Raw genomic sequence first — 23617 nt, forward strand, 5'->3', positions numbered from 1 at the left:
TCCTAAATCTATAGCCTAGTTAAAAAAAACCCTTATAACTGAGACTACCTCTTCTCCAATTCTTTCTTGTGCTTCTATTGTTGATGCACCAATATGTGGAGTACAGCTAACTCTTGGATGATTAACTAATGCTTCATTTGTATTTGGTTCTACTGCAAATACGTCTATCCCTGCTCCTGCAATTTTTCCGCTATCTAATGCCTCTAATAGAGCTTTTTCATCTACAACTTTTCCTCTTGCACAATTTATTATATAAGCTCCATCTTTCATAATATCTAACTCTTCTTTTTTAATTAAAGATCCATTTTCTTTATCATAAGGAACATGTAATGAAATAAAATCTGATTTTTTAAGTAAGTCATTTAACTCTAGAAATTCATAATTTATATCATCTTGCTTGCCAAATACATCATTATATACTATATTCATTCCTAATGCTTTTGCTTTGTTAGCAAGTGACTTACCTATTCTTCCCATCCCTATTATTCCTAATGTTTTTCCTCCAAGCTCAATTCCTTCATATTTCTTCTTATTCCATTCACCATTTCTCATAGTGTAATTTGAAGTTCCAACAAATCTTGCTACTGCAAACATGTGAGCTAACGCTAACTCAGCAACTGAATCTGAACTTGCATTTGGAGTATTTTTAACTGTTATTCCCTTTTCATAAGCTGTGTTTAGATCTATATTATCTATCCCAACCCCAGCTCTTATTATAAGTTTTAATTTCCCACCTGCAGCTTGTTCTAATACATCCTTAGTTACTTTTGTTGCAGATCTTACTACTAAAGCATCAAAATCTTTAAGTTTCTCTCCTAAAAATTCTTTATCATAATGTTCATCCACAACCTGAAATCCTAATTCTAATAATTTATTAATTGCATTTTCTTGCAAACCATCACTTACTAATATTTTATACATTTCTACGCCCCCTATTTAATAGTGAAAAAGTGAAAAAATGAAAGAATGAACAAGTTAAGATAAAATCCTTTAAGGATTTTTGAATATAAAATGATTCGCCCCTATGTCCCTTAAGCTTTGCATAGCAAAGCAACCCCAATTCTTTCACTTTTCAATTTTTCATTAGTAAATTGCTCTGCAATTTATTATTACTCTAACCCTAAAATATCATTTATATTACTTAAAAGCTCATTTACATCTTCCATTTGGCAATCCGCCATGTGAGCTATTCTAAATGTCTTATCTTTTAGGCTTCCATATCCATTTGATATTTGGAATCCTCTCTTTCCTAGTTCCTTATTTAATGCAGACACATCTATTCCCCTATTATTTTTAACTGTTGTTAAAGTATTAGACAAATAGTTTTCATCTGGGAAAATCTCAAAATATTTTCTTGCCCATGCTCTAACAACTTTAGCCATTTCTATATGTCTTGCAAATCTATTTTCTAGACCTTCTTTGTTTAGTATATAGTCTAGTTGATAATCTAGCGCATACATATGAGATATTGATGGTGTTGAAGGATATTGATAATCCTTCTTTTGAATATATTTATATAAAGATAATAAATCTAGATAAAATCCCCTATTAGGCACCTTTTCTGCTCTTTCCTTTGCTTTATTTGAAAAAGTACATATTGCCATGCCTGGTGGCAATCCTATTGCTTTTTGTGTTGAAGTTAAACAAATGTCTATTCCCCATTTATCAACCTCTATCTTTGTTCCTGCAGCAGAACTTACTGTATCTACTATAAAAACAACATCTGGATATCTTTTTATAACTTCTCCAATCTTTTCAATTGGATTCATTACTCCAGTAGATGTCTCATTATGAGTAACTGCTACTAAATCATACTTACCTGTTGCCAATGCTTCATCAACCATTTCAGGCTTAATAGCATTTCCCATTTCTACTTCAAATAAGTCAGCAGGAACGTTATTTGAAATTGCCATCTCATACCATCTCTTTCCGAATGCCCCAACGGAAAATACAGCAGCTCTTTTTGCTGTACAGGATCTTATAGCACCTTCCATAAGTCCACTACCTGATGTAGTTGAAAGTAATATTTCACTTTCTGTAAAAAATAACTTTCTTAAGTTGTTGCTAATCCTTCTTTGAAGTTCTGAAGCCTCTTTGCTTCTATGCCCAATCATAGGATTTGCCATCTGTTCTAAAACATCTGGTCTTACCTCAACTGGTCCAGGAATAAATAGTTTTTTATGCATCGTACCTCTCCCCCATATAATCTTCATTTTTATTGCTTGTTTAATTATTGTTAATTTTACTACTTTTTTACACATTTAACAACCTTTTTTCGATTCTTTCAATATAATATTATTAAAAGTATCGTTTTATTACTAAAATAATAATTTCTATTATCATCTTATGCTCTTGTACTATGTTTGAATACTAATTTAAATATAAAATAAAGCTACAGCTCCTTTTATATTATAAAAAAGCTGTAGCCTTTAATCCTAAATATATTTATATCTATTATTTATACTATGTACTAACTATTCTTCAGAAGCCTCTTGCTTATTCTTTAATAAATTTCTTATTTCTGTTAACAGTTCTTGTTCTACTGTTAACTTTTTCTTTTCTTCTTCCTTTTTGGCTTCCTCTTCTTTTTTACCATTTAATTTATTAACTATTTTTATAAATATAAATATAGACAGTGCTATGATTAAAAAATCAACTATGTTTTGAATAAATAACCCATAATTTAATGTGACTGCATCACTTACACCTTCTATTGCTGGTTTTAATACATATGAAAGATCCGAGAAATTAACTCCACCTGTTAAAACTCCTATTGGTGGCATTATAATGTCCTTAACTAAGGATGAAACTATTTTATTAAAAGCTCCCCCTATAATTACCCCAATTGCTAGATCTAACACATTTCCTTTCATTGCAAAGTCTTTAAATTCACTTATAAACTTCTTTCCTTTTTCCTTCATCTAATCAATCCTTTCATAATGTTCATCAAACGTTAGAATAGACTCTGTTTCTCTGCAATACTTTACACACATACATTGTCCCAAATGCCTAGGACACTTATAACATAGACACCCTTTATCATCACCATTACAACTTTTTTTATACTCTGGACAATAGTTGCAATTTATTCCATTACCTGCTGGCATAATAATGTTCCCCCTTAAATTTAATTTATATTTATTTTATCACATGAGTCAATATATAAACTTAGTAATGTTTTGTAAATTAAAATAATGAAAAATGATACTCTTTCATTTATAAATTATAGTAACCATTTTTTACAATCTACATATACTGATCTCATAAGAGGCTTTTCACTCATAATAGACTGAAAAAACTTCTAACTCCCATCTATATAAACTTTTGGGAACTATAAGTTCCCTCTCTCATTAAAATAAAAGAGATTCAATTAAAACTGAATCTCTTTCATTTTTATAAAAATTTATAAAAACAGTTGAAATATTACTAAAAATATAACACCAGGAACTCCTAAGAATCCTGCTATTAATGCTGTTATTGCATTTATTCCTATTGAAAACCCGAAGTAAGAACCTAAAATATTTGTTAGGTATAATAAAACTATTCCTATAATACCATTTATTAAAATTTTTAATGGCCATTTTAAAAATTTTATTAATAAATACAATAGAACTAGTCCTATTAATCCATATAAAATCATATTTAAATCCATATAAATCCCCTCCGATTAATATTATGTATTATTTAACAATAATATTAATATATTGCATACCTATATATTAGTTTATTTTTCTTAATTCTCTTCTTTTAGCCATAGATATTAAATAATCATATCTAGTTTTAGCTACATCTTCTGCATGAATTGCTAGTTCAATTAATTGAGGATCGCTTACTGAATTAAATAATGATCTTGCTACTTCCATTTCTGTTATAGCATCTTTTATTGCACTCAATAACTCTAAGTCATCCTCACTGTATTGTATCTTATTTTTCTCCGCATTTTGCATCAATAAATCTAGAATGGTTTTCTTATCCATTTTCTATCCTCCCAAATAATTTATATATTAAAATATTATCCAATTTTTAACAAAATTATTCGGGATTTATTAACTTTTCTTACATTAACGGTGCAAAAACTCTTAATATTGCTGTTATAAATTTATTTGACCATTTGATTCTATGGCAATCCTCTATTGTTATCAACTGACAAACCTTCAAAGTTTCTAGGAAGTCATTCTTAATTTCCATTAATGATTTTGTCTTATAAAGTAAAACTCCACATTCAAAATGTAAATAAAGGCTTCTGTAATCCATATTTATAGTTCCTATAACACCTATTTCATCATCAGATACAAATGTCTTAGAATGTATAAATCCAGGAGTATACTCATATATCTTTACTCCTGCTTCTATAAGCTGAGCATAATATGCTCTTGTTACCATATGAACATACCACTTATCTTCTATATGTGGAGTAACTATTATAACTTCTACACTACTTTTGGCTGCCAAAGTTAAAGCAGTTACTAATTCATTATCTACTATTAAATATGGTGTATTTATATAAACATATTCTTTTGCTTTATTTATAATATTTAAGTATACATTTTCCCCTACAGTTTCATCATCAAGAGGACTATCACCATAAGGTTGAACATATCCATCCCCTTCGAACTCTTTATCATAATTCACATATGGCTTATATTTTTCATAGTCTTCTTTTTGACCACAATTAAATTGCCATGATTGAAGGAACATCATAGTTAAATTCCAGACAGCTTCTCCTCTTATCATAATTGAAGAATCCTTCCAATGGCCAAATCTAACTATTTCGTTTATATATTCATCAGCTAAGTTAATGCCTCCTGTAAATGCAGTATGACCATCAATTATTGTAATTTTTCTGTGATCTCTGTTATTCATTATAACTGATAGAAATGGCACAAATGGATTAAATACTAAACACTTTATTCCCTTTTGCCTTAACCTCTCGTCATACTTATAAGGAAGTGTTCTTAGGCATCCCATATCATCATATATTAACCTTACATCTACGCCTTCTTTTACCTTATCTTCTAGTATTTCCAGAATACTATCCCACATCACACCTTCTTGGATTATAAAATATTCCATAAAGATATAATGCTTTGCTTTTTTTAATTCTTCTTTTAGCTTTTCAAAAAACTCTTCTCCAGGTGATAAATATTTTGTAGTAGTATTTTTATAAATAGGACTTGCTGCATACTTATTTAAATATTTTACTTGGTTTGCAATTCCCTTATCTTCTTTTTCAATTTCACTGAGTATATCCTTATCTTGAATCAATAATTTAGCTGTTTCGTTGTGTATATTAGTTATTCTGGCTCTAAATTTCTTAGTAGTTTTTCTTAATCCAAAAAGCAAATAAAATAGCCCACCAAAAACAGGAACTAAAAGTACAGGTATAGTCCACGCTAGTTTGTAAGAGGGATTATCCTTAGTACTAACAATATAAATAACTGCAAATATACTTATTAGAAATAATAATACATATAGATATACGAAGGATTCAGAAAGCTTCCATATAGCAAAAATAAGAATTGATAATTGCACAATAATAAGTAGCCCAACAATTGCCATTCTACTAAATAAAAATTTTAATATCTTACTCATACATCCACCTTTCAATTATATTTATATCTCTTTTCTACCTTCTAATGCCTTTGAAAGAGTTACTTCATCAGCATATTCCAAGTCTCCTCCTACAGGTATTCCTGAAGCAATTCTAGTTACTTTTATATCTAATGGTTTTAAAATTCTAGATATATACATTGCTGTTGCTTCACCTTCAATATTAGGGTTAGTTGCTATTATGACCTCTTTAACATCAGCGCTCATTCTTGCAACTAATTCTCTTATCCTTATATCTTGTGGTCCTCTTCCTTGCATAGGTGATAAATTTCCATGTAATACATGATATGATCCATTATATTCCTTAACTTTTTCCATAGTCATTATATCTTTAGGTTGCTCTACAACACAAATTACATCTTTATCTCTATTTGGATTAGAACATATTGCACAAGGGTCCTTATCTGTAAAGTTACCGCATATTGAACAATACTTTATTGTTCCCCTTGCTTTAACCAAGGCATCTGCAAACTCTTTAACTTCATCTTCTGGAAGATTCAATACATGTAACGCTAATCTTTGAGCTGTCTTTTGGCCAACACTTGGTAGCTTGGCAAATTCTTCAATAAGTTTTTCTATAGCAACTGGATAAAAATCCATAAAATCATCCTTTCCGTAATTTAAATACATAAAAAGGCGAAATAAATTCGCCTTTTTATGTTTTAATTTTATTTATAAATCATTCATAAATAATTAAACATTATTTATTAATTTCTAATTATTAATTGCAAACTACGAACAATGCAAATTATTAATTATTAATTGTTAAAAAAGTCCTGGTATATTCATTCCACCAGTTAATTTACCCATTTTATTTGCGCTTTCTTCATCAGCTTTTCTTAATGCTTCATTTACTGCACTAAGAACTAAATCTTCTAGCATTTCAACATCATCTGCATCAACTACTTCTGGTTTTATGTTAATTGAAACTACTTCCTTTTTACCATTTGCTTTTACAACTACAGCACCACCGCCAACTGAAGCTTCAAACTCTTTAGTTTCAAGATCCTTTTGCATTTGCTCCATATCCTTTTGAAGTTTTTGCGCTTGCTTCATTAGGTTATTCATGTTTCCTCCACCAAATCCGCCTGGAAATCCTCCTCTTGCCATAAAAACATCCTCCTTATTATAAAAATCTATTCTTTATTATATAGTATTTTTCTTTATTTTACTACATTTAAGATACTATTTACATTAATTTTCATTCTTATTATTCTTATTTTTCATTTTGTTTATGTGCATATATTATAACTTAATTTTATTCATCTAATATATCTACCATATCAGATCCTAAGGTTTCTAAAAGCATATCTGCAGTTGACTTTTCACTACTTGATGTTTCTTCAACCTCAAAAACAATTTTTATATCTTCTCTAAAAATTTCTGCTAATACTTCTTGTATTATTGCCTTGTACTCTGGCTTTTCTAATCTATCCTTATTAAACTTAAATTGATCCTCATATTCAATAGTTAAAACACCATTTTTACATTCCACTGGCTTTCCAGTAAGCATTGATGCATATACTATCATAGCTCTTCTTGCCTTAAATCTCTCTAGAATATCCTTCCATGATCTTTGAATATCATTTAAAGTTACCTTAGAGTTTTCATTTGCTACAATATCATTATTTCTAGGCTTTGGCTGTTCTCTATTAGGCTTATTAGTAACAGCTTCTTTTTTGGCATCACTTTTATTAGGAGATGCTGCACTGACCACTTTAAGGCTACCATTTTTTAATCCTTCTTCAAGCTTATTAATTCTAGTTAAAATAACTTCATTAGATGTGTCATATTCTATTTTACACATTTTAATAACAGCTAATTCTAAATATAACCTAGCTTGCTTGCTTATCTTTGCATTAGATTCGGTTTCTTGAAGAATTCTTATATATCTCATTACTTCTTCTGCTCTAATTTTACTTGCTTGATCTTTTATTAATGCTATATTTTCTTCTGACATATCTAATACTTCTTCGGGATTATTAGTAACCTTAGCCATTAATATATTTCTATAGTGAGCTATCAAATCCTTAATAAATAGATAAATATCTTTTCCAGCATAAACAACTTCATCTATTATATTGATAGATTTTTCTACATTTCTTTGTATTACAGAATTAGTAAGATTGAACAAATGATCATTAGTAACAAGTCCAAGCATGTTTATAAGAACATCATACTCTACTGCTCCATTTCCCATTGATATAGCTTGATCTAATATACTTAAAGCATCTCTCATTGCTCCATCTGATACTCTTGCAATTAAATTTAGGCTTTTATCATCTGCGAGGGCATTTTGCTCATTGACTATTTTTCTAAGACGTTCTGTGATTTCATTATTATTTATTCTCTTGAAATCAAACCTTTGACATCTTGAAAGAATAGTAATTGGAAGCTTTTGCGGATCTGTTGTTGCTAAAATAAATATAACGTTCTTTGGAGGTTCTTCTAAAGTTTTTAAAAATGCATTAACAGCACCAGTAGATAACATATGAACCTCATCCATTATGTAAACTTTAAATCTAGCCTCTTGAGGAGGATACTTTACGTCATCTATAATATCTCTAATTTTATCAACACCATTATTAGAAGCTGCATCTAATTCAGTAACATCAATTGCTAAACCTTCATTTATTTTTCTACACATTTCACATTCATTACATGGCTCTCCATCTTTTAAATCTAAGCAATTTAAAGCTTTAGCAAATACTTTAGCTGTTGTTGTTTTTCCTGTTCCTCTTGTTCCACAAAAAAGATATGCATGAGCAATTCTGTCATTTAATATTTGGTTTTTAACTGTTGTTGTTATATGTTCTTGACCAACAATATCATAAAAATTTTGTGGTCTCCATTCTCTATATAAAGCTGTATATCCCATAAAATCATTCCTTAAATTTAATTATTTACTTATATTATAAACTAAAGCTGAGAATTAATGAAGGATTGAAAGTTTTAATTTTGAATCCTTCATATTTATTTTTTCAACATGCAAGTCACGCAACAAAAACTTGCATCTTATTTTGTTAATATTACCTTCACATTTTAATTTACAAATGCTGTAATTATTTTTCGTTAAATTTTAGACAATCATTTATCTTTTGTTATTATATTCTAAGGATACATAATATTTACTTATAAAAGCCAATAAGTATTTATAATATATTTTTACCTTTAACCTTTAATTATATATACAATCTTATTTTACAATTATTATAATATTAATTCCTTTATTAGTAAAATTTAAAATTTATTTACTTTATCATTTATTTATCTATATATTTTTAAATTTCAAAAAGAACCCAAGATAAACTTGAGTTCCTAAATAATTTCTATATTATTTTTTTATATAAATTTATTTTCATTACATAGAATCTATTTCTCACATAAATTATCAATATATTCTTTTGATTCCTTAAGTCCTAATCCAGTATGTTCTCTATATCTTTTAATAGCTTTTATTTTTCCTCTTCTTTCTAAAATAATATCCCTTAGTTCATCATCAATATTAGAATAATTTTCTATTCCTAAATGCTTAATTACTTTATCTAACTTTTTATTTATTTGTATTACTTCTTCTCTCAATTGTGAAACATAAGTCATTAACGATGCAATAATTACTAATAAAATACAAGTCATAATATCCCCCATATTTATCACCTCTATTTAAATTTTCACATTTAAAATACCCATATATAATTATACACCTATTTCCATATTGTGTAATTTGAATACTGTAATTTATTTTTTATATAACTTTCCTTATGATATAATATAGCTGTTCATCCCATGGGGTGAAATTAAGATATAGAGGTGAACCTATGACAACAAATTTTATATCAAAAGCAGATAAGTTATTTAAAGAGACATTAAATGATATTCTTACAAATGGAGTAAGCACAGAAGGTCATAAAGTAAGGCCTAAATATAAAGATGGCACTCCCGCACACACAATATATATAAATCAAGTTGTAGAAAAGTACGATATATCTAAAGGTGAATTCCCTGTTACTACACTAAGACCAGTTGCATGGAAATCAGCAATAAAGGAAATTCTATGGATATATCAAAAAGCTTCAAATGAACTATCAGTGCTAGAAGAAATGGGCATCACTTGGTGGGGCGATTGGGAAGTTAATGGTACAGGAACAATTGGTCAAAGATATGGTGCTACTGTAAAAAAATATGATTTGATGAACAAATTGTTAAATGGCTTAAAAAATGAGCCATATACTAGAAGACATATTATAGATTTATATCAATATGCAGACTTCGAAGAAACACCAGGTTTAAATCCTTGCGCCTTTCTTACTGTTTGGTCTGTTAGAGATGAATATCTAGATATGACCCTTACTCAGCGTTATTAGAGCGCCTGTATATAGTAATACATACAGCAAACCTATCTAAACAGGGAAACTCTTAATATTAAGACAATCCTGTGCTAAAATGCCTATTCTTCTTTAAAAAGGAGATTAATAAAAAATGAATTACATTTATGAAATCAGAAATATAATAACTAATAAAAGATATATAGGAAGAACTAATAATCCTAAGAAAAGAAAAGAAAGACATTTTCAAGATTTAAGAAAAGGCATTCATCATTGTTATTATTTGCAAAGAAGTTATCATAAGTATAATGAAGAAAATTTTATATTTACAATATTACATGAGATAAAAGATTTCAAGGAAGTATGTGAATTAGAGCTATCTTATCTAAATTCAGATGAAGCGCTATATAACATAAGCAAAGAATCGTCAGGTGGAGATCTTATTTCTTATCATCCGAATAGAGATAAAATAGTAGAGAAAATGAGGAATTCAAGCAAAAATATTTGGGCGAACCTATCAGAAAAAGAAAGATTAGAGCGTATAGAAAAAGTAAAGGGAGAGAATAATCCCAACTTTAAAAATAGGGGCAAAAATAGTCCTCTATATGGAATTCCTCTTTCCGAAGAACATAGCAAAAAAATAAGTGAAGCTAATAAAGGTAAGAAATTATCAGAGGAAACAAGAAATAAGATTAGTGAGATAAATAGAGGTAGGACTCCATGGAATAAGGGAATTCAACTTGGCCCATTATCTCCAGAAACAAAAGCTAGACTTAGTAAGGTATTAACAGGAAGAGAATGTTTGGAAGAACAGAAGCCTATAGTATGTGAAGGATATTATTTTAGAAGTATAAGACTAGCTGCAAAAACTTATAACGTAACATCTACTGCAATAATAACAAGAATTAAATCCAAAACTAATAAATTCAGTGAATTTTATTATTTCGATAAGACTCATGATAATATTAATAATTATACTATATATGAAAATGAATGTAACTTTAATTCAAATCTTATAGGCATTACAAAAGAAAAAAAAGTATATTGTGAAGGGGTAATACTTACTGTGCAAGAAGCTTTAAGTAAATATAATATGAAAAGTTCAAATGCACTAAAATATAGATGTGATTCAAAAAAAGAAAAATGGAAAGATTTTTATTATATAAATCAATAAGAATATGCATAAATGCCAAACGACTATCGAAAACATTTGAATTAAGAAATATAATTCAAAGAAGTGAGTAGAGTAGAGCCTAATGTTATGAGGTAAGGCAATGAGTGAATAAGACCTTTTAAATCGAAACGATAGGGTTCTTAAAAACGGTAAAAGTTTTTAAGAATATGATATAGTCTAAACTATATAGCGATATATAGAAGTTCATAAGAGAACTGTATAAGTAGAAGCGAGCTTATATGAATATTTTGTCAAGCGATTATTGCGTTGCAGGCCATGTTAATAAAATTCAATATGTTTCATTAATGATGATGGTAGCAAGGCATGTTGGTTTAAAACCTGGAGTGTTTATGCACGTTGTTGATAATCTACATATTTATGATAGGCATGTAGAACAAGCAAAAGAATTAATAGCAAGAACTCCTAGTAATAAACAACCTAAATTAATTCTTAAAGAAGGTAAAACAAATTTCTATGATTTTACTATTGATGACTTTGAAATGGTAGATTATGAACCTGTTAAACCACAATTAAAATTCGAATTGGGGATATAATTATGATTAGTTTAATAGTAGCTATGGATAAAAATAGAGGAATAGGTAATGGAAATAAACTCCTTGCTCATATTTCTGAAGACTTAAGATATTTTAAAAAAGTAACTGATGGTCATACAATTGTAATGGGCTATAACACATATATGTCATTACCTAAAAGACCATTACCTAATAGAAGAAATATTGTTCTTACTACAAAAGACATAAAATTAGAGGATGCTATAGTAGTTAATTCTATTGAAGAATTGTTAAAATTATTAAATTCTAAAGAAGAAACTTTTATATGTGGTGGTGCTAGCATATATAATCAACTGCTTCCATATGCAGATAAACTTTATATTACTCATATTTTTGATGAATTTGAAGCTGATACATATTTCCCGGAAATTACAGATGAATGGGAAATATCAGAAAGTATTTGCCACAAAGAAAATATAAACCATAAGCATCCTCATATATTTACGATTTATACAAAAAAGGATTAATAAAGTAAATCATGGTTTATTAAGTCAGTAATTTGTAATTTATAGTTGTTTAGTTAGCACATAGATAACATCTTTAAATAATAAAGAAAACGAGGGTATTCCATAAGGAATGCCCTCGCTTTCTTTGTCCTATTGTATGTTAATCCTATTGAAGAGTAACCTTTAATTAAATAAATATTCTATGTAATAATTAAACATTTATTTTCTGCGCTTTACATTAAAAAAACCCTTCTTTTGGTTAGAAAGGCCTAAAAATTAAAACCGTGCACCTAGCTTCGACAGTAATCTATAGGCGTTACTATGTAGTTAGCTCTGACAAGATTGATCCATATCACACGCAGTAATCGCTTATCGCTGCTTCCTTCCGGACCTGACGAGGTTCACGCACTTACGTCGTATGGGACCTTGCCATCAACACCACTTGCATAGGCAGACCCTACAGATTAAAGCCTAGGCTAGGAATTCAACCCCGCTATAGCGGATTGCGGGTTACAGGGCACCGCTGACTCCCCATCTAGCACGGCTATGGCGGAGAGAAGGGGATTTGAACCCCTGATAGAGTTTCCCCTATACACGCTTTCCAGGCGTGCTCCTTCGACCACTCGGACATCTCTCCATATCAGACTAGTAATACCAATAGTTTAAGCATTTTATGCCTTCACTAGTACTCAGTAAGTACTTACGATATATACTACTCTACTTTACTTTTTTACTCTCCCATTCTAACATAGGGTAGCTTACCTGTCAATTAAGTATTTACTGTATAATAAAAAAGAAGACTTAATCTAGCTCTACGCCCTGTAAATACTAGCCTGTATCATTTTTAAAATTTATTTTTCTAACAGAGAGGACGCTACTATATTCGCAAAAAAGATAAAAAAATTAGAGCCATATAACAGGTATTACCTACCTATTTATACAGCTCTTATATATATTACTTTATATTATTAGCTCTTATAAGTAGTGTACTAGCTCCTCAGCTGTAATCTCTACTCCCTGAGCCTTTAATATCTCTAATATCTCAGCTTGTTCTATTTGTTGAGCCTGTAGCTCCTTTTCTTTATATCCTAATGACATTAAATGTCTAGTTAATGCCAGCTCTCTACTCTTTAATCTGTTAAGCTCTGCAAGCTCCATATTAGTAAGCTTTCCTCTACGGCTTTCTAATTCCTTTACAGTCTTTTTAATATCGTCTTGCTCCTTAATAGTCTCCTCTGTAGTAGCTGGGAATAGCTCAGTCATTAAAGGAATACTGTAAGAGCTTTTACCCTTTGCCTTTTCTTTAGCCTCTCTAATTACTGTATGTATAGCGTATCCTTTACTCATATCTAGTTGATTATTCATATATTTTATACCTCCTGTTGTTCTTGTATTAATTTTTCTTTAAGTATCTCTATTGTCTCATTTACCTGCTGGAGCCTGATATAATTAATGTTTATATCAGACTCTAACCCTTCTATTCTGTCCTCTAAATAGTTTCTAGTATTTAATAGGTCTCTTAGCTTATCAAGAATGGTTACACACTCCCTTATCCTATTATAAGCCATATTATCTTACCCCCTTACTAAAGTTGTAGCGTTGTCTGTAGTACTCTAACTCTTTAGCTAGTTGTGCTACGTCCTGCTCTCTGTTGTTCTCAAAGTGTTCTATGTGAATAGAAGTTCCACCAGTAGCTCCAGCCTCACCAGCTAAGATTTTATCTATTAGCTCCTGCTGTTTATCCATACCTATTAACTGAGGTAATTTACCTAACGGTAGTATAGCCTCCTTACCTGCCTCACCAAATCCGTGATTACCTATTACTGTTGGTTTAGTAAAGATACCACCTTTAGCGTGCCAGCTAATCTCAGGTATTTTAGGGATATTAAAGCCGAATGACTTACCTCCCATTATTGGCACCCAGTCAGGGACGTCAAAGCTGAACTTATTCATAGCTCCTATCATACCGTTTATGGCTCTGATAATACCATTTATAACTCCAACTATACCTGATTTAATACCGTTCCATACTCCTATTACTCCGTCTTTAAGACTGTTAAAAGCAGACATTACCTTATTTTTAATATCTATTACAGGGTTTACTACATAAGCCTTAACTAACTCCCACGCTGAGCGAGTAGCTGACTTAATACCTTCCCATATGCTAGATATAAAGGCTTTAACTTGATTGAATTTATCAGTTACAGTCTGTTTAACGCTATCAATAGCTGACCTTATTATAGACTTGATACCTTCCCAAACGTCAGAGAAATACTGTTTAATAGAGTTCCACTTATCTACTATCCAGCTCTTAATTTCATTAAATTTAGTAGTGATATAGTCTTTAATTGAGTTGATAAAATTAGTAAAGGTAGTCTTTATAGCAGTCCACACTTCTTTAAAGAAGTTACTTATGCTCTCCCATATAGGAGTTATAAAGTTTTTAACAGCTGTAAAGCCTGCTGTGATTTTTTCCTTAACATAGTTGATACCAGCTGTTACTGTATCCTTAATAAAGTTCCACGCTGTAAGGAATATTCCACTAATAGCAGTCCATATCATAGCAATTAAAATCATAATACCTTGTAATACAAAAGTAATTACAGACTTAATCACTCCTAGAGCTGTTGTTACTATTCCACCTATCTTACTCCATACCCACTCAAAGACAGCTACTATAGCGTTCCATATAGTAGTTACTATAGTCTTAATTACTGTAAATACTGCTGTTATATAGGCTTTAACCATTTCTAAGTATGTAGTTACTACAGTCTTTATAGCCTCCCATATCATAGAAAAGAAATTCTTTATACCAGTCCAAATATTTACGGCTGTCTCTTTTATGCTGTTCCATATTCCACTTATCCACTCTTTAAAGCTGTTCCACATTTCAGACGCCTTAGTCTTGATAGCGTCCCACGTTTGAGAAAAGAAGTCCTTAACAGCTCCCCACACCTCAATACATTTAGCTTTTACTGTGTCCCAGTTCTTCCAAAGAGCTACACCAGCTAATGCAATAGCCATAATACCCATAGCTATCCACGTAGCAGGGGTAGCTAAAAATGCTACGTTTAGACCTTTTACAATTCTTATAGTATCTTTTAATGTACTGCCTAAACTAGTAAGTCCTCCTATAATAGCTCCTGACTTTAGATACAAATTAAATCCAGCTATACCAGCTGTTAAGATAAGAAAAGCACTACCTAGGGCTATGACAGTACCTTTGTGGTCGTTAAACCATTTATCTAAATTCATTATCCAGTCAATAGTCTCAGTAATACCGTCTACTACGGCTCTTAAAGGCTCCTTAATCTTATCGTAAATAGCTATCTTTAGACCTTCCATAGCACTCTCTAAGTTATCCATAGAGCCTTTAAGGTTATCTCCCATAGTATCAGCCATTTGTTTAGCTGAGCCGTCAGCGTTCTCTAATTCCTTAGCAAAGCTGTTAAGACCTTCCTCACCAACGCCCATTAATACGTTCCAAGCACTAAGAGCCTCAGTACCAGCTATCATAGTACTATACTGGTTTTTCTCCTCGTCAGTCATATTAACCATAGCTCTAGACACGTCGCCTATGATAGTGTTAAGGTTTCTCATTTTACCGTCTTGGTCGTAAATTTCTACCCCTAACTCGTTCATAGCCTGAGCTACTGGCTTAGGAGCTGTAGCTAATCTGTTTAGGATAGCTCTTAAAGCTGTACCAGCCATACTACCCTTAATACCAGCGTCCCCTAATTTAGAGATAGCACCAGTTACAGTCTCCATAGATTGGTTAGTAGTTTGAGCTAATGGAGCCACGTACTTAAACGCCTCACCTAATAACTCTACGTTTACGTTAGCGTTAGAGCTTGCATATGCTAGTACGTCAGCGAAATGTCCTGCCTCGTTAGCCTGCATACCAAAGCCTGTCATAGCGTCGCTGGCTATATCTGCTACTCTTGCTAGGTCGCTACCTGAGGCTATAGATAAATCTAGTATAGCTGGTAGACCTGCCATAATGTCCTGAGTTTTCCATCCTGCCATAGCTAAGTACTGCATACCCTGAGACGCCTCTGAGGCACTAAACAGAGTAGTAGAGCCTAGCTCTTTAGCTAAATTAGTTAAGGCTGTAAAGTCGTCTCCAGTAGCCCCTGAGATAGCTTGTACTTTACTCATTTCATACTCAAAGCTCTTACCAGTCTCTACTATATCCTTACCTAAGTCTAAGACCTGCTTACCTATAACAGTAAAGCCTGCTATCTTACCTATCTTACCTAGTGTATTAGATAGTCCGTTAGTGTTATTTTCAGCACCTTTAAGGTTATCCTGTAGGGTATTTAAAGAGTTTTGTAAGTCTTTCATATCAGCCCTAAGGGTTACTAAAATATCATTACTAGCCATTGTTTTCCTCCTTATCTTTTGTTAAATAAAAAAGAGACAGCTTTTGATACTGTCTCTTATGTCTCTAATAGTTATTTATTTTTAGTACCTATATATAGGAGCGTTCAGATTACTTATAAAATTTCTTGTTTTAGCTGGTACTATTTCCAAATACTTAGCCTTTAAATCAGCACTAGTATTAAAAAAGTCCGAGCTATAAGTACCTATGCTGTTGCATTTATCAGCTAAAAAAGCATTTATTAATCCAGTATGAGCTTTATACTCACACTCTAAAGCCTCTATGTCCTCGTATGCCTGTCCAACTTCTGCTAATAATCTGCATAACTTAGCCACTTTAGGGCTAGCTTTTTTACTAAATTCAACTCTCAGCTCTTTGCTATACTCAGTTGATATCCTATTACCTGCCTCATTTTCCATACTCGCACCAAAAGAGGTTAATAAACTCTTAGATAAACTCATAGCCATATACTCAACCTCTACCTTGTGAGCCTCAGCTTTTCTCAGCTCCTCAGCTAATTCCTTTTGCTCTAATTTAATAGTTTCTAGCTCTTCAATGTCTTTAGCTGTCAAACTTTTTGACGTTAAAGCCTTTTCTCTAGCTACTAAAGCCATTTCCTTAGCCTGTAACTCTCTAACTTTAGCCTCGCACTCCATTACAGCACTATCAAGCTCATTTATTTTATTTTGTACCTCAGTAAATTTATTAATACAGCTCATTTTATACCTCCAACTTACATATACTTTTCTAAGTCTCTTCTCATTTCTTGTAACATTTCCACGCTGTAGCCTACTGACCTTATATAATCATTTAATCTACGGTTTAGCTCCATAGTTATTTCATATTTATTTCTAGCTCTTAGGAAAATACTTAGATAACTGGGATTATACCCAAGCTTTATGCTCATTTTCCTAATACTAGTCTTTTCGTAAAATATTAATGCTCTAACCATTTTTTCGTCAAAAAAGATAAACGGTTCCTCTTTTCTTGGTCTCCCTACTTTTCTTTTTTCTTGTATCTCTTGTATATTCATATAAAAATATAACTCCTCCATACTTCTAACAATGTCGTACTATTATATCGAATAGATATTTAAAAATAATATAGGAGCCATTGGAGTACCTTTATCGTAGCTCCGTAGCTCCTGAATTACTTATAATTTATTGATAAAAATAAACCATAAAACCATATAAACACAGGGTATTAAATATTTTACCCCGTCTACTATCTAGTGTACGACTAACTTAATTTTATAAGTATATACTGAGTAAACACTAAGAAATAACTCTTTAAAGGTAATTACTGGTAGTTAAAGTATTTTTTACTGTAGATATTTTCAATAGGCTTTACCTTGAGAATATCTACCCCTGCTCCCCCTCCCCCATTATCTAACCAACTAGAGCATACTACTTTTTTATACAAGGAAATTTTAAAAAAATTTTTACTATTATTTTCAGCTCACATTTTATGGCTCTATTTAGCTCTATTTTTTCAGGTCTTTAATTTTATTTATTAATTTATAAAAGTATTTAAAAGCTCTAAATTAAGCCCTTAAAAGCTCTTGTAATTACAGCTCTAAACTTGAATATTAATACTCAAAAAATAGCAACAAAAAAAGGAGCTTAAAACTCCTCTTTATTCTCTGTATATTCTTTTATTAGTTTGTCTAGCGTTGGTCTCGATACTTCTAATATCTTAGCTAGCTGGCTCTTATTAATTTCCCTAGCTAAATATCTGTTGTATTCCTCTATAAATCTGCTGTCTATCTCTACAGCTTTACGTCCTTTGTAGGCTCCTCGCTCCTTTGCTAGAGCTATTCCCTCTCTCTGCCTCTCTAGTAAGTTCATACGCTCAAACTCGTTAATTGCTCCTATCATAGTTAACATTAGTTTACCTGTAGGCGTACTAGTGTCTATATTCTCTTTTATACTTCTTAGTACTATACCCTTTTTCTCCATAAGCTCTGTAAGTTCTAAAAGGTCTTTAGTACTCCTTGCCAGTCTTGAAAAATCCCATATATAAATAGTGTCTCCCTCTCTTGCATAATCTAACATTGCTTTTAATTCAGGTCTATTAGTGTCCTTAGCTGATACTTTTTCGATAAACCATTTATCTATATTGTAGCTCTTTAGTCCCTCCAGCTGTCTAGCCTCATTCTGTTCTATTGTTGATACTCTTACATATGCTATATTCATTTTATACGCCTCCTGTGTCTGTGTCGTGTCTCTCAGCTGGTGCCGTGTCCTGACTACATTATTTATTATAAGATATTGTAAAAATAAAGTCAAGAACTCTCTTTACATTCTGTAAAATAAATAGGAAAATAATTTTAAATTTACAACTTTTAAACCTGTAGACACTTGTAAAAATGGATATACTCTAAATTTACATACTAGAATATTAAAAAGCTATCAATAATTCAGGATATAACTATAAATAAAGGAGGTCTATACTATGAATAAAACAGCTAAGGGATATATTAGACTAGATATAATAATTAAATTAGCTATATTGGAGCTTGTGGCTCTGCTGGTCTCTGTAATGGTCTAGGATAGTGTTAGGCTCTTACTAGTCTCCTATAGCCCTGAGGCTCTTACTGCTCTAGATGGTACCTTATATAATTTACTATTATGTAATATATACTATTAATATACAATTAATGCTACTGTGTCGCTCTTTGAGTATCTCTAGCCCTCTAGGTATCTCGCTCCCTGATTTTTTACGGCTCGCATTAGTCGCCTCTGCCCCATATTTTAATTAAGCTAGTAATATAGTAATAACGCGTATTATCTGCCTTTCTAATACTCTATATCTGTTTAGTAAATAACTGTATAAAGCTGTATTAACTAGTATCTTACTGTATGCCTACATTATTGCTGTTATATTGTAGCAACTGTATTAGTAACTGTTTAACCGTTTCTAAAGACCTGACGGTCTTGCATAGCCTTACGGCTCTTCCACGTGTTTAGAGACAGTTTAGAGATTACTTAAACGGTTATATTAGTATGAGGGGCGTTAGCCCAATTATCGAGCTGTGCGAGATAATTCTTAACGGTTATACAGTTCTACAGCTAGACAGTTATACTAGTTACCTCTATGCCAGTATTAAAGTTATTTTCTATTATTGCCCCCTCCTTTAATAGTTCCCCCATATCTCTAACTATAAGGACGTGAGAAACCCTAAAAGTCAACCTTTTTAAATAACTTTTTTAAAATTTTTCTATATTTTCCTCATAAAAAAGAGAGCTACTATAGCCCTCCTGTGTTACCTGTTCCCTCCGTGGTCTCTGTAGTTTCTACTTTCTTCTTACGTTTCCTCTTACCTCTACCTAGAGACTCCAGTTCCTTCAATATCTCGCCTTTATCCAGCTCCGTATTATATAAGAAAATAGCTAAGTCTATCTTAGTATTAATTACGCCTAGAGCCTTATTAATAGCCTGCTTAGTGATATTTAACCATTTAGCTATCTCAGTTTGAGTATATCCCAATATAAAAAGCTGGGTATATATTAGTCTCTGTCTATCTGTTAATGTCTGCATAACTAGCTCCTCTATCTCCTCGGTTTGTACCTTTAAACAAATAAATTCCTGTAGCTCCTGCTCTAGTAGAAGACTATCTATATTGTATCTGCTGGCTAATATTAATTTAAATGTTAAAGGTGATAACTCTAAAGTAGTAAAGCTATTAAAATATTTATATATCTCTTTTACTTCTGTCTCAGTTAGATATATTTCACTGTCAGCCTTTACCGCTCTCTCAGCTCTTTTATATCTATCTATGTCTATACCTGTACCAGTAGCTACCTCCTCAACTGTTAGCCCCCTATCTATTCTCATTCTCCTAAGTTGGTCATATTTTAGTATATAAATACTTTCTTTATATGTCTTTGCTCTTGCTCTACTCTCTCTATTCATTGTAAGCCTCCTAGTATTTAAAAATCTTATAATGATTAATACTGCTTATCTGCTAGAGCTGTTACAGCTGTATAATATGACCTCTATATTAAAAAATATATTTCTAGAAATTTTACAGACATAGAAATATTTTATACATTTATTATTTCAAATTTTAAAAACTGTATAAATGGCTATATATAAAGATTTGAGCTTATTTTTTATATAAAAAAATCCACTTCGTGAACTATGAGTTTTATCGTCATAATGAAGTTATCCACAGATTTGAAAAAAACATAATTTCCTAAAGAATAAAAAAGAGCTAGCTATAAAAGCCAACCCATAAGATTATTAATAAAAGGTCAATTGATGATAGTTAGTAAGTCTAGTTTAGCTTACATATAGTAATACTAAAAAAATATATAGTTCGTTACATATATACATATTATCTTAATAAATACTTTGTAAAGTATTCCATAAAGTAGTAAACTAGTACAGTATTATATTAAAAAGGGAGGACAGCGTATGACTAAATGGAATAAAGAAGATAACATCAGAAATGCTGGATACTGGTTATCTAGAAAAATAGAGCTTATAGAACTAAAACATTATAATAAAGAAAATAGCATCACTAAAGAGGCTTTTAGAGGTGGTATTTTTAATGTAGAGTTAGGGACAGGCAATATAGGGGGAGAAAAGAACAAAAAGAGACCTTGCTTAGTTATAAGTCGTAATAACCTTAATACTGGCGATAATGTTGTTGTAATACCATTATCCACTAAATATAAAAGCTATGTCTCTAAAGGAATAGAATATCCTCAGTATAAAAATCACTATTTGTTAAAAAAATCTAAGTATCCATTTTTAAGAGATACCTCTTGTGTAAAGTGCGAGGATATTAGAAATCTTGATAAAATAAGACTTTTAGACCACTTGGGGAATATTGATACTAAGGACTTAGATGAAATAAAAAAGAGAATATTATTTGCATTAGGTTATTAAAAAAAGCTTGTCCTGTATTAGTATATGTGTTAATATAATAGTATAAATGACGTACTGTCATTCAATTTGTTTATGTTTGACTGTCTAGTCGCAGTCGTTAGAGACTAACTTTAGGTTAGGTTTTGTTAAGGGGGCTTTTTAGCTCCTTTTTTATTTATTTTAAAAAAATTGTATTCTTTTTGTTATTATGAGCATACTCTATATTAAGACTATGTTTGGTTACCTAGTCGTAGCCGTTAGAGACTAATCTTTTGATTAGGTTTGTAGCTACCTTGAAAAGGGTAGCTTTTTATTTTTTTTATAAAAAAAAGAGCCTGATATAGCTCCTTAATATTTCTTTTTGTACTATCTAATAGCCTGATACCCTGAGCCATTAGGTGTAACCTCTTTTATTCCTTTAGCCTCCAACTCTCTCAACCTTTTAATAGTCCTTTTCTTATTGTTTATTTTGCTATAATAATCCTCTATGTCTTCTATATCCTCTGATAGCTCCAGCCTGTTAATGTCCTCTACTAGCTCCTCTATTACGTCTGATATTTTAAATATCCTAGCGAGCCTCCTCTCCTCTCTCTCCTGCTCCTGCTGGTGCTTGACTTCTTCTAATATTTTTAATAAATATATGTGTAAATGGTCTCCTATTAACTTCTTACCGTTGTTAATATTCTCTATATACTTAGTTGGTACGCCTAGCCTCTTAGCCAGTCCCTCAGCTCCTATGATTTTTTCTATCTCTAGGGCTATTAATACTCTGTCTTTAAATTCCTGCTCTCTACCCTTTACTGGCTGTAATTTATTAAGAGTTATTAAGGCTCTCGCTCTGTTATACATTTCATCTGATACTGGTAACTCATTCTTTAGAGCTTTATATACTAGGTCTCCCTTATATCCTAGAACCCCTGTAAGCTCTACCACGCTGTAGCCTATAGTATTTTTCAACTCTATTAATACGGCTAACCTCTCTCCTATCTCCTCTCTTTTATACGTTAGTTTATTTGTCTTATGTACTGTATTCATATGTTTACTACCTCCTAAAATAATCTCAGTAGATAATACTAGATATATTTTATATAGGTTACATATTAGTAAATACAGCTTGTTACAGCTATTGGTACATATAGTACTATATATCTATAGAAATAATAGTACAGTTATATATATGTACTTACGTTTCAGTATTTGGTACAACTAGTATCAGTATTTAGAACAGCATATATTTCCAGTAAATTTGATTATTAATATTCAAGTTTAAATATAATAAAAGGAGATGTTAAGCTCCTATTATACTTCTAAAAACTTTCTATCAATATTAGGGTATTTTGTACTCCCCGTCCCTTACTTAAATTATTTAACACCTCATTAACTTGTTTCTCATTAAGACTTTTACTTAATAGTCTATCTACTATCAAAGTAGCATAGTCTATATCACCTACTCCACCCCCCTTACACATACTCTCAGTCACCTCAAATATCAATTCTTCCCTAGTCATAGTTAGAGTCCTCCATTACCTTTATTAATCCTTTTATTTAATACTGATACGCTATTCCGTATCACCCCCAAAACGTACGAAAAGAGCCATAAGCTGTATTCTTTTTTACAGCCTTAGCTCTTAACATTCCACTATATCTATTTTAACTATATCAGTTATAGTCTGTATATCCTCGTCTCCGTCCTCAAAGTATCTCTTTAGTTGGTTAGCTGTCTGCTCTATAGTACACGGTTCTAGTGTTCTCTTAAACTCCTCGGCTACACTTACCTCGCACTCTTCTAGTGTATTGTAATCAGATACGTATAAGTTCATACCTGTAATGTAAGCGTGATACTTACCGTTTTCTAGTGTATAGATTACCATTGTTTTATTTTTTGACATTATCTCACCTCCTATTAGACATTATAGCCTATCTTGTGATACTTTTCCATATATTAGTTTATTGTATTTGCTATTTATACAATAAAAAACTTGTTTATACTATCCCTATTTCTTTCCTCCGTATGTCTCAGATATTACATTATCTAGCTCTTTAAGCTCCTTCTTCTCTCTTTTACTTAATGCTGGTCTCATAGCTATAGTGTAGCCTATTAAACCTGATATAATTAGTATTAATGCTATAGGTATCCTATCTATCATTTGCTCTAACATTTATATTCTCCTTTTTTATTTTACATTGTATCATATAGATTAAATCCTGTTAATATTTTAAATTAAAGTATTATT

27 protein-coding genes, 1 tRNA gene and 1 other RNA gene are annotated in these 23617 nt (G+C 31.2%); 5 read left to right on the forward strand and 24 right to left on the reverse strand.

All coding sequences use genetic code 11. The features are described from left to right. Positions 1-15: 15 nt before the first annotated feature. The 11 genes from NSA50_RS13160 to NSA50_RS13210 all read right to left on the reverse strand — a co-directional run bounded on the left by NSA50_RS13160 (position 16) and on the right by NSA50_RS13210 (position 9246). Positions 16-921, reverse strand: coding sequence for a D-2-hydroxyacid dehydrogenase (locus NSA50_RS13160; RefSeq protein ID WP_257429735.1), 906 nt, complete (start codon positions 919-921; stop codon positions 16-18). 188 nt (positions 922-1109) lie between these two features. Continuing rightward, positions 1110-2186: a pyridoxal-phosphate-dependent aminotransferase family protein gene (locus NSA50_RS13165; protein ID WP_195266713.1), complete on the reverse strand. Its 1077-nt coding sequence runs from the start codon at positions 2184-2186 to the stop codon at positions 1110-1112. A gap of 288 nt (positions 2187-2474) precedes the next feature. Next, positions 2475-2921, reverse strand: coding sequence for a large-conductance mechanosensitive channel protein MscL (gene mscL / locus NSA50_RS13170; RefSeq protein WP_257445702.1), 447 nt, complete (start codon positions 2919-2921; stop codon positions 2475-2477). After that, positions 2922-3107 (reverse strand): hypothetical protein, encoded by a 186-nt coding sequence (locus NSA50_RS13175; protein ID WP_195266709.1) that lies wholly within the window; start codon positions 3105-3107, stop codon positions 2922-2924. 296 nt (positions 3108-3403) lie between these two features. Continuing rightward, on the reverse strand, positions 3404-3652 hold the full coding sequence (locus tag NSA50_RS13180; protein WP_195266708.1) for a pro-sigmaK processing inhibitor BofA family protein: 249 nt from the start codon (positions 3650-3652) through the stop codon (positions 3404-3406). Positions 3653-3719: 67 nt separating this feature from the next. After that, complete coding sequence (locus tag NSA50_RS13185; protein ID WP_195266706.1) at positions 3720-3977, reverse strand: DUF2508 family protein; 258 nt, start codon at positions 3975-3977, stop codon at positions 3720-3722. Positions 3978-4056: 79 nt separating this feature from the next. Next, positions 4057-5592, reverse strand: a complete 1536-nt coding sequence (gene cls, locus NSA50_RS13190) for a cardiolipin synthase (RefSeq protein ID WP_257445705.1) — start codon at positions 5590-5592, stop codon at positions 4057-4059. A gap of 21 nt (positions 5593-5613) precedes the next feature. After that, complete coding sequence (gene recR / locus NSA50_RS13195) at positions 5614-6210, reverse strand: recombination mediator RecR (protein WP_195266702.1); 597 nt, start codon at positions 6208-6210, stop codon at positions 5614-5616. A 165-nt stretch (positions 6211-6375) separates the two neighbouring features. After that, complete coding sequence (locus tag NSA50_RS13200; RefSeq protein ID WP_195266700.1) at positions 6376-6720, reverse strand: YbaB/EbfC family nucleoid-associated protein; 345 nt, start codon at positions 6718-6720, stop codon at positions 6376-6378. Positions 6721-6868: 148 nt separating this feature from the next. Continuing rightward, the gene (dnaX, locus tag NSA50_RS13205) at positions 6869-8488 is read right to left on the reverse strand and encodes a DNA polymerase III subunit gamma/tau (protein ID WP_257445708.1); all 1620 of its coding nucleotides are present in this window, start codon (positions 8486-8488) and stop codon (positions 6869-6871) included. Between the two features lie 494 nt (positions 8489-8982). Beyond that, positions 8983-9246 (reverse strand): ribosomal protein L7/L12, encoded by a 264-nt coding sequence (locus NSA50_RS13210; protein ID WP_257445710.1) that lies wholly within the window; start codon positions 9244-9246, stop codon positions 8983-8985. A gap of 182 nt (positions 9247-9428) precedes the next feature. Here NSA50_RS13210 and NSA50_RS13215 point away from each other — a divergent pair, with 182 nt between their 5' ends. The 4 genes from NSA50_RS13215 to NSA50_RS13230 all read left to right on the forward strand — a co-directional run bounded on the left by NSA50_RS13215 (position 9429) and on the right by NSA50_RS13230 (position 12148). After that, the gene (locus NSA50_RS13215; protein WP_243242189.1) at positions 9429-9974 is read left to right on the forward strand and encodes a thymidylate synthase; all 546 of its coding nucleotides are present in this window, start codon (positions 9429-9431) and stop codon (positions 9972-9974) included. Between the two features lie 115 nt (positions 9975-10089). After that, complete coding sequence (locus tag NSA50_RS13220; RefSeq protein ID WP_257445712.1) at positions 10090-11109, forward strand: NUMOD3 domain-containing DNA-binding protein; 1020 nt, start codon at positions 10090-10092, stop codon at positions 11107-11109. A 239-nt stretch (positions 11110-11348) separates the two neighbouring features. After that, positions 11349-11663, forward strand: a complete 315-nt coding sequence (locus tag NSA50_RS13225; protein ID WP_257445714.1) for a thymidylate synthase — start codon at positions 11349-11351, stop codon at positions 11661-11663. A 2-nt stretch (positions 11664-11665) separates the two neighbouring features. Continuing rightward, positions 11666-12148, forward strand: coding sequence for a dihydrofolate reductase (locus tag NSA50_RS13230; RefSeq protein ID WP_195266085.1), 483 nt, complete (start codon positions 11666-11668; stop codon positions 12146-12148). A gap of 261 nt (positions 12149-12409) precedes the next feature. Here the strand turns inward: NSA50_RS13230 and ffs are convergent. The 9 genes from ffs to NSA50_RS13275 all read right to left on the reverse strand — a co-directional run bounded on the left by ffs (position 12410) and on the right by NSA50_RS13275 (position 20423). Next, positions 12410-12671, reverse strand: an RNA gene (ffs, locus tag NSA50_RS13235) — signal recognition particle sRNA large type. Between the two features lie 3 nt (positions 12672-12674). Continuing rightward, positions 12675-12764: transfer RNA gene (locus NSA50_RS13240), tRNA-Ser, on the reverse strand. 338 nt (positions 12765-13102) lie between these two features. Further along, positions 13103-13492, reverse strand: coding sequence for a hypothetical protein (locus NSA50_RS13245; RefSeq protein ID WP_257445716.1), 390 nt, complete (start codon positions 13490-13492; stop codon positions 13103-13105). A gap of 5 nt (positions 13493-13497) precedes the next feature. Beyond that, the gene (locus NSA50_RS13250; RefSeq protein WP_257445718.1) at positions 13498-13695 is read right to left on the reverse strand and encodes a hypothetical protein; all 198 of its coding nucleotides are present in this window, start codon (positions 13693-13695) and stop codon (positions 13498-13500) included. A 1-nt stretch (position 13696) separates the two neighbouring features. Next, positions 13697-16510 carry a phage tail tape measure protein gene (locus NSA50_RS13255; protein WP_257445720.1) on the reverse strand — a complete coding sequence of 938 codons (2814 nt, stop codon included), beginning with the start codon at positions 16508-16510 and terminating at the stop codon, positions 13697-13699. 81 nt (positions 16511-16591) lie between these two features. Then, positions 16592-17227: a hypothetical protein gene (locus NSA50_RS13260; protein ID WP_257445730.1), complete on the reverse strand. Its 636-nt coding sequence runs from the start codon at positions 17225-17227 to the stop codon at positions 16592-16594. Between the two features lie 14 nt (positions 17228-17241). Then, the gene (locus NSA50_RS13265) at positions 17242-17541 is read right to left on the reverse strand and encodes a hypothetical protein (RefSeq protein WP_257445732.1); all 300 of its coding nucleotides are present in this window, start codon (positions 17539-17541) and stop codon (positions 17242-17244) included. A 589-nt stretch (positions 17542-18130) separates the two neighbouring features. Beyond that, positions 18131-18703 (reverse strand): recombinase family protein, encoded by a 573-nt coding sequence (locus tag NSA50_RS13270; protein WP_257445734.1) that lies wholly within the window; start codon positions 18701-18703, stop codon positions 18131-18133. A 1054-nt stretch (positions 18704-19757) separates the two neighbouring features. Next, entirely contained in the window at positions 19758-20423 is a 666-nt protein-coding gene (locus NSA50_RS13275; RefSeq protein ID WP_257445736.1) for a helix-turn-helix domain-containing protein, read from the reverse strand. A gap of 504 nt (positions 20424-20927) precedes the next feature. Here NSA50_RS13275 and NSA50_RS13280 point away from each other — a divergent pair. After that, positions 20928-21404 (forward strand): type II toxin-antitoxin system PemK/MazF family toxin, encoded by a 477-nt coding sequence (locus tag NSA50_RS13280; RefSeq protein WP_257445738.1) that lies wholly within the window; start codon positions 20928-20930, stop codon positions 21402-21404. 345 nt (positions 21405-21749) lie between these two features. On the opposite strand, the gene NSA50_RS13285 is transcribed toward NSA50_RS13280, so the two are convergent. The 4 genes from NSA50_RS13285 to NSA50_RS13300 form a co-directional block, all read right to left on the reverse strand. Beyond that, positions 21750-22418 (reverse strand): hypothetical protein, encoded by a 669-nt coding sequence (locus tag NSA50_RS13285; RefSeq protein WP_257445740.1) that lies wholly within the window; start codon positions 22416-22418, stop codon positions 21750-21752. A 272-nt stretch (positions 22419-22690) separates the two neighbouring features. Then, on the reverse strand, positions 22691-22891 hold the full coding sequence (locus tag NSA50_RS13290) for a hypothetical protein (protein ID WP_257445742.1): 201 nt from the start codon (positions 22889-22891) through the stop codon (positions 22691-22693). Between the two features lie 120 nt (positions 22892-23011). Further along, positions 23012-23254 (reverse strand): hypothetical protein, encoded by a 243-nt coding sequence (locus NSA50_RS13295; protein WP_257445744.1) that lies wholly within the window; start codon positions 23252-23254, stop codon positions 23012-23014. Between the two features lie 123 nt (positions 23255-23377). After that, a complete protein-coding gene (locus NSA50_RS13300) occupies positions 23378-23542 on the reverse strand; it encodes a hypothetical protein (RefSeq protein ID WP_257445746.1) in 165 nt (54 codons plus the stop codon). Between the last annotated feature and the right edge of the window lie 75 nt (positions 23543-23617).

This window comes from Clostridium mucosae, from assembly GCF_024622765.1.
Classification (GTDB): domain Bacteria; phylum Bacillota; class Clostridia; order Clostridiales; family Clostridiaceae; genus Clostridium.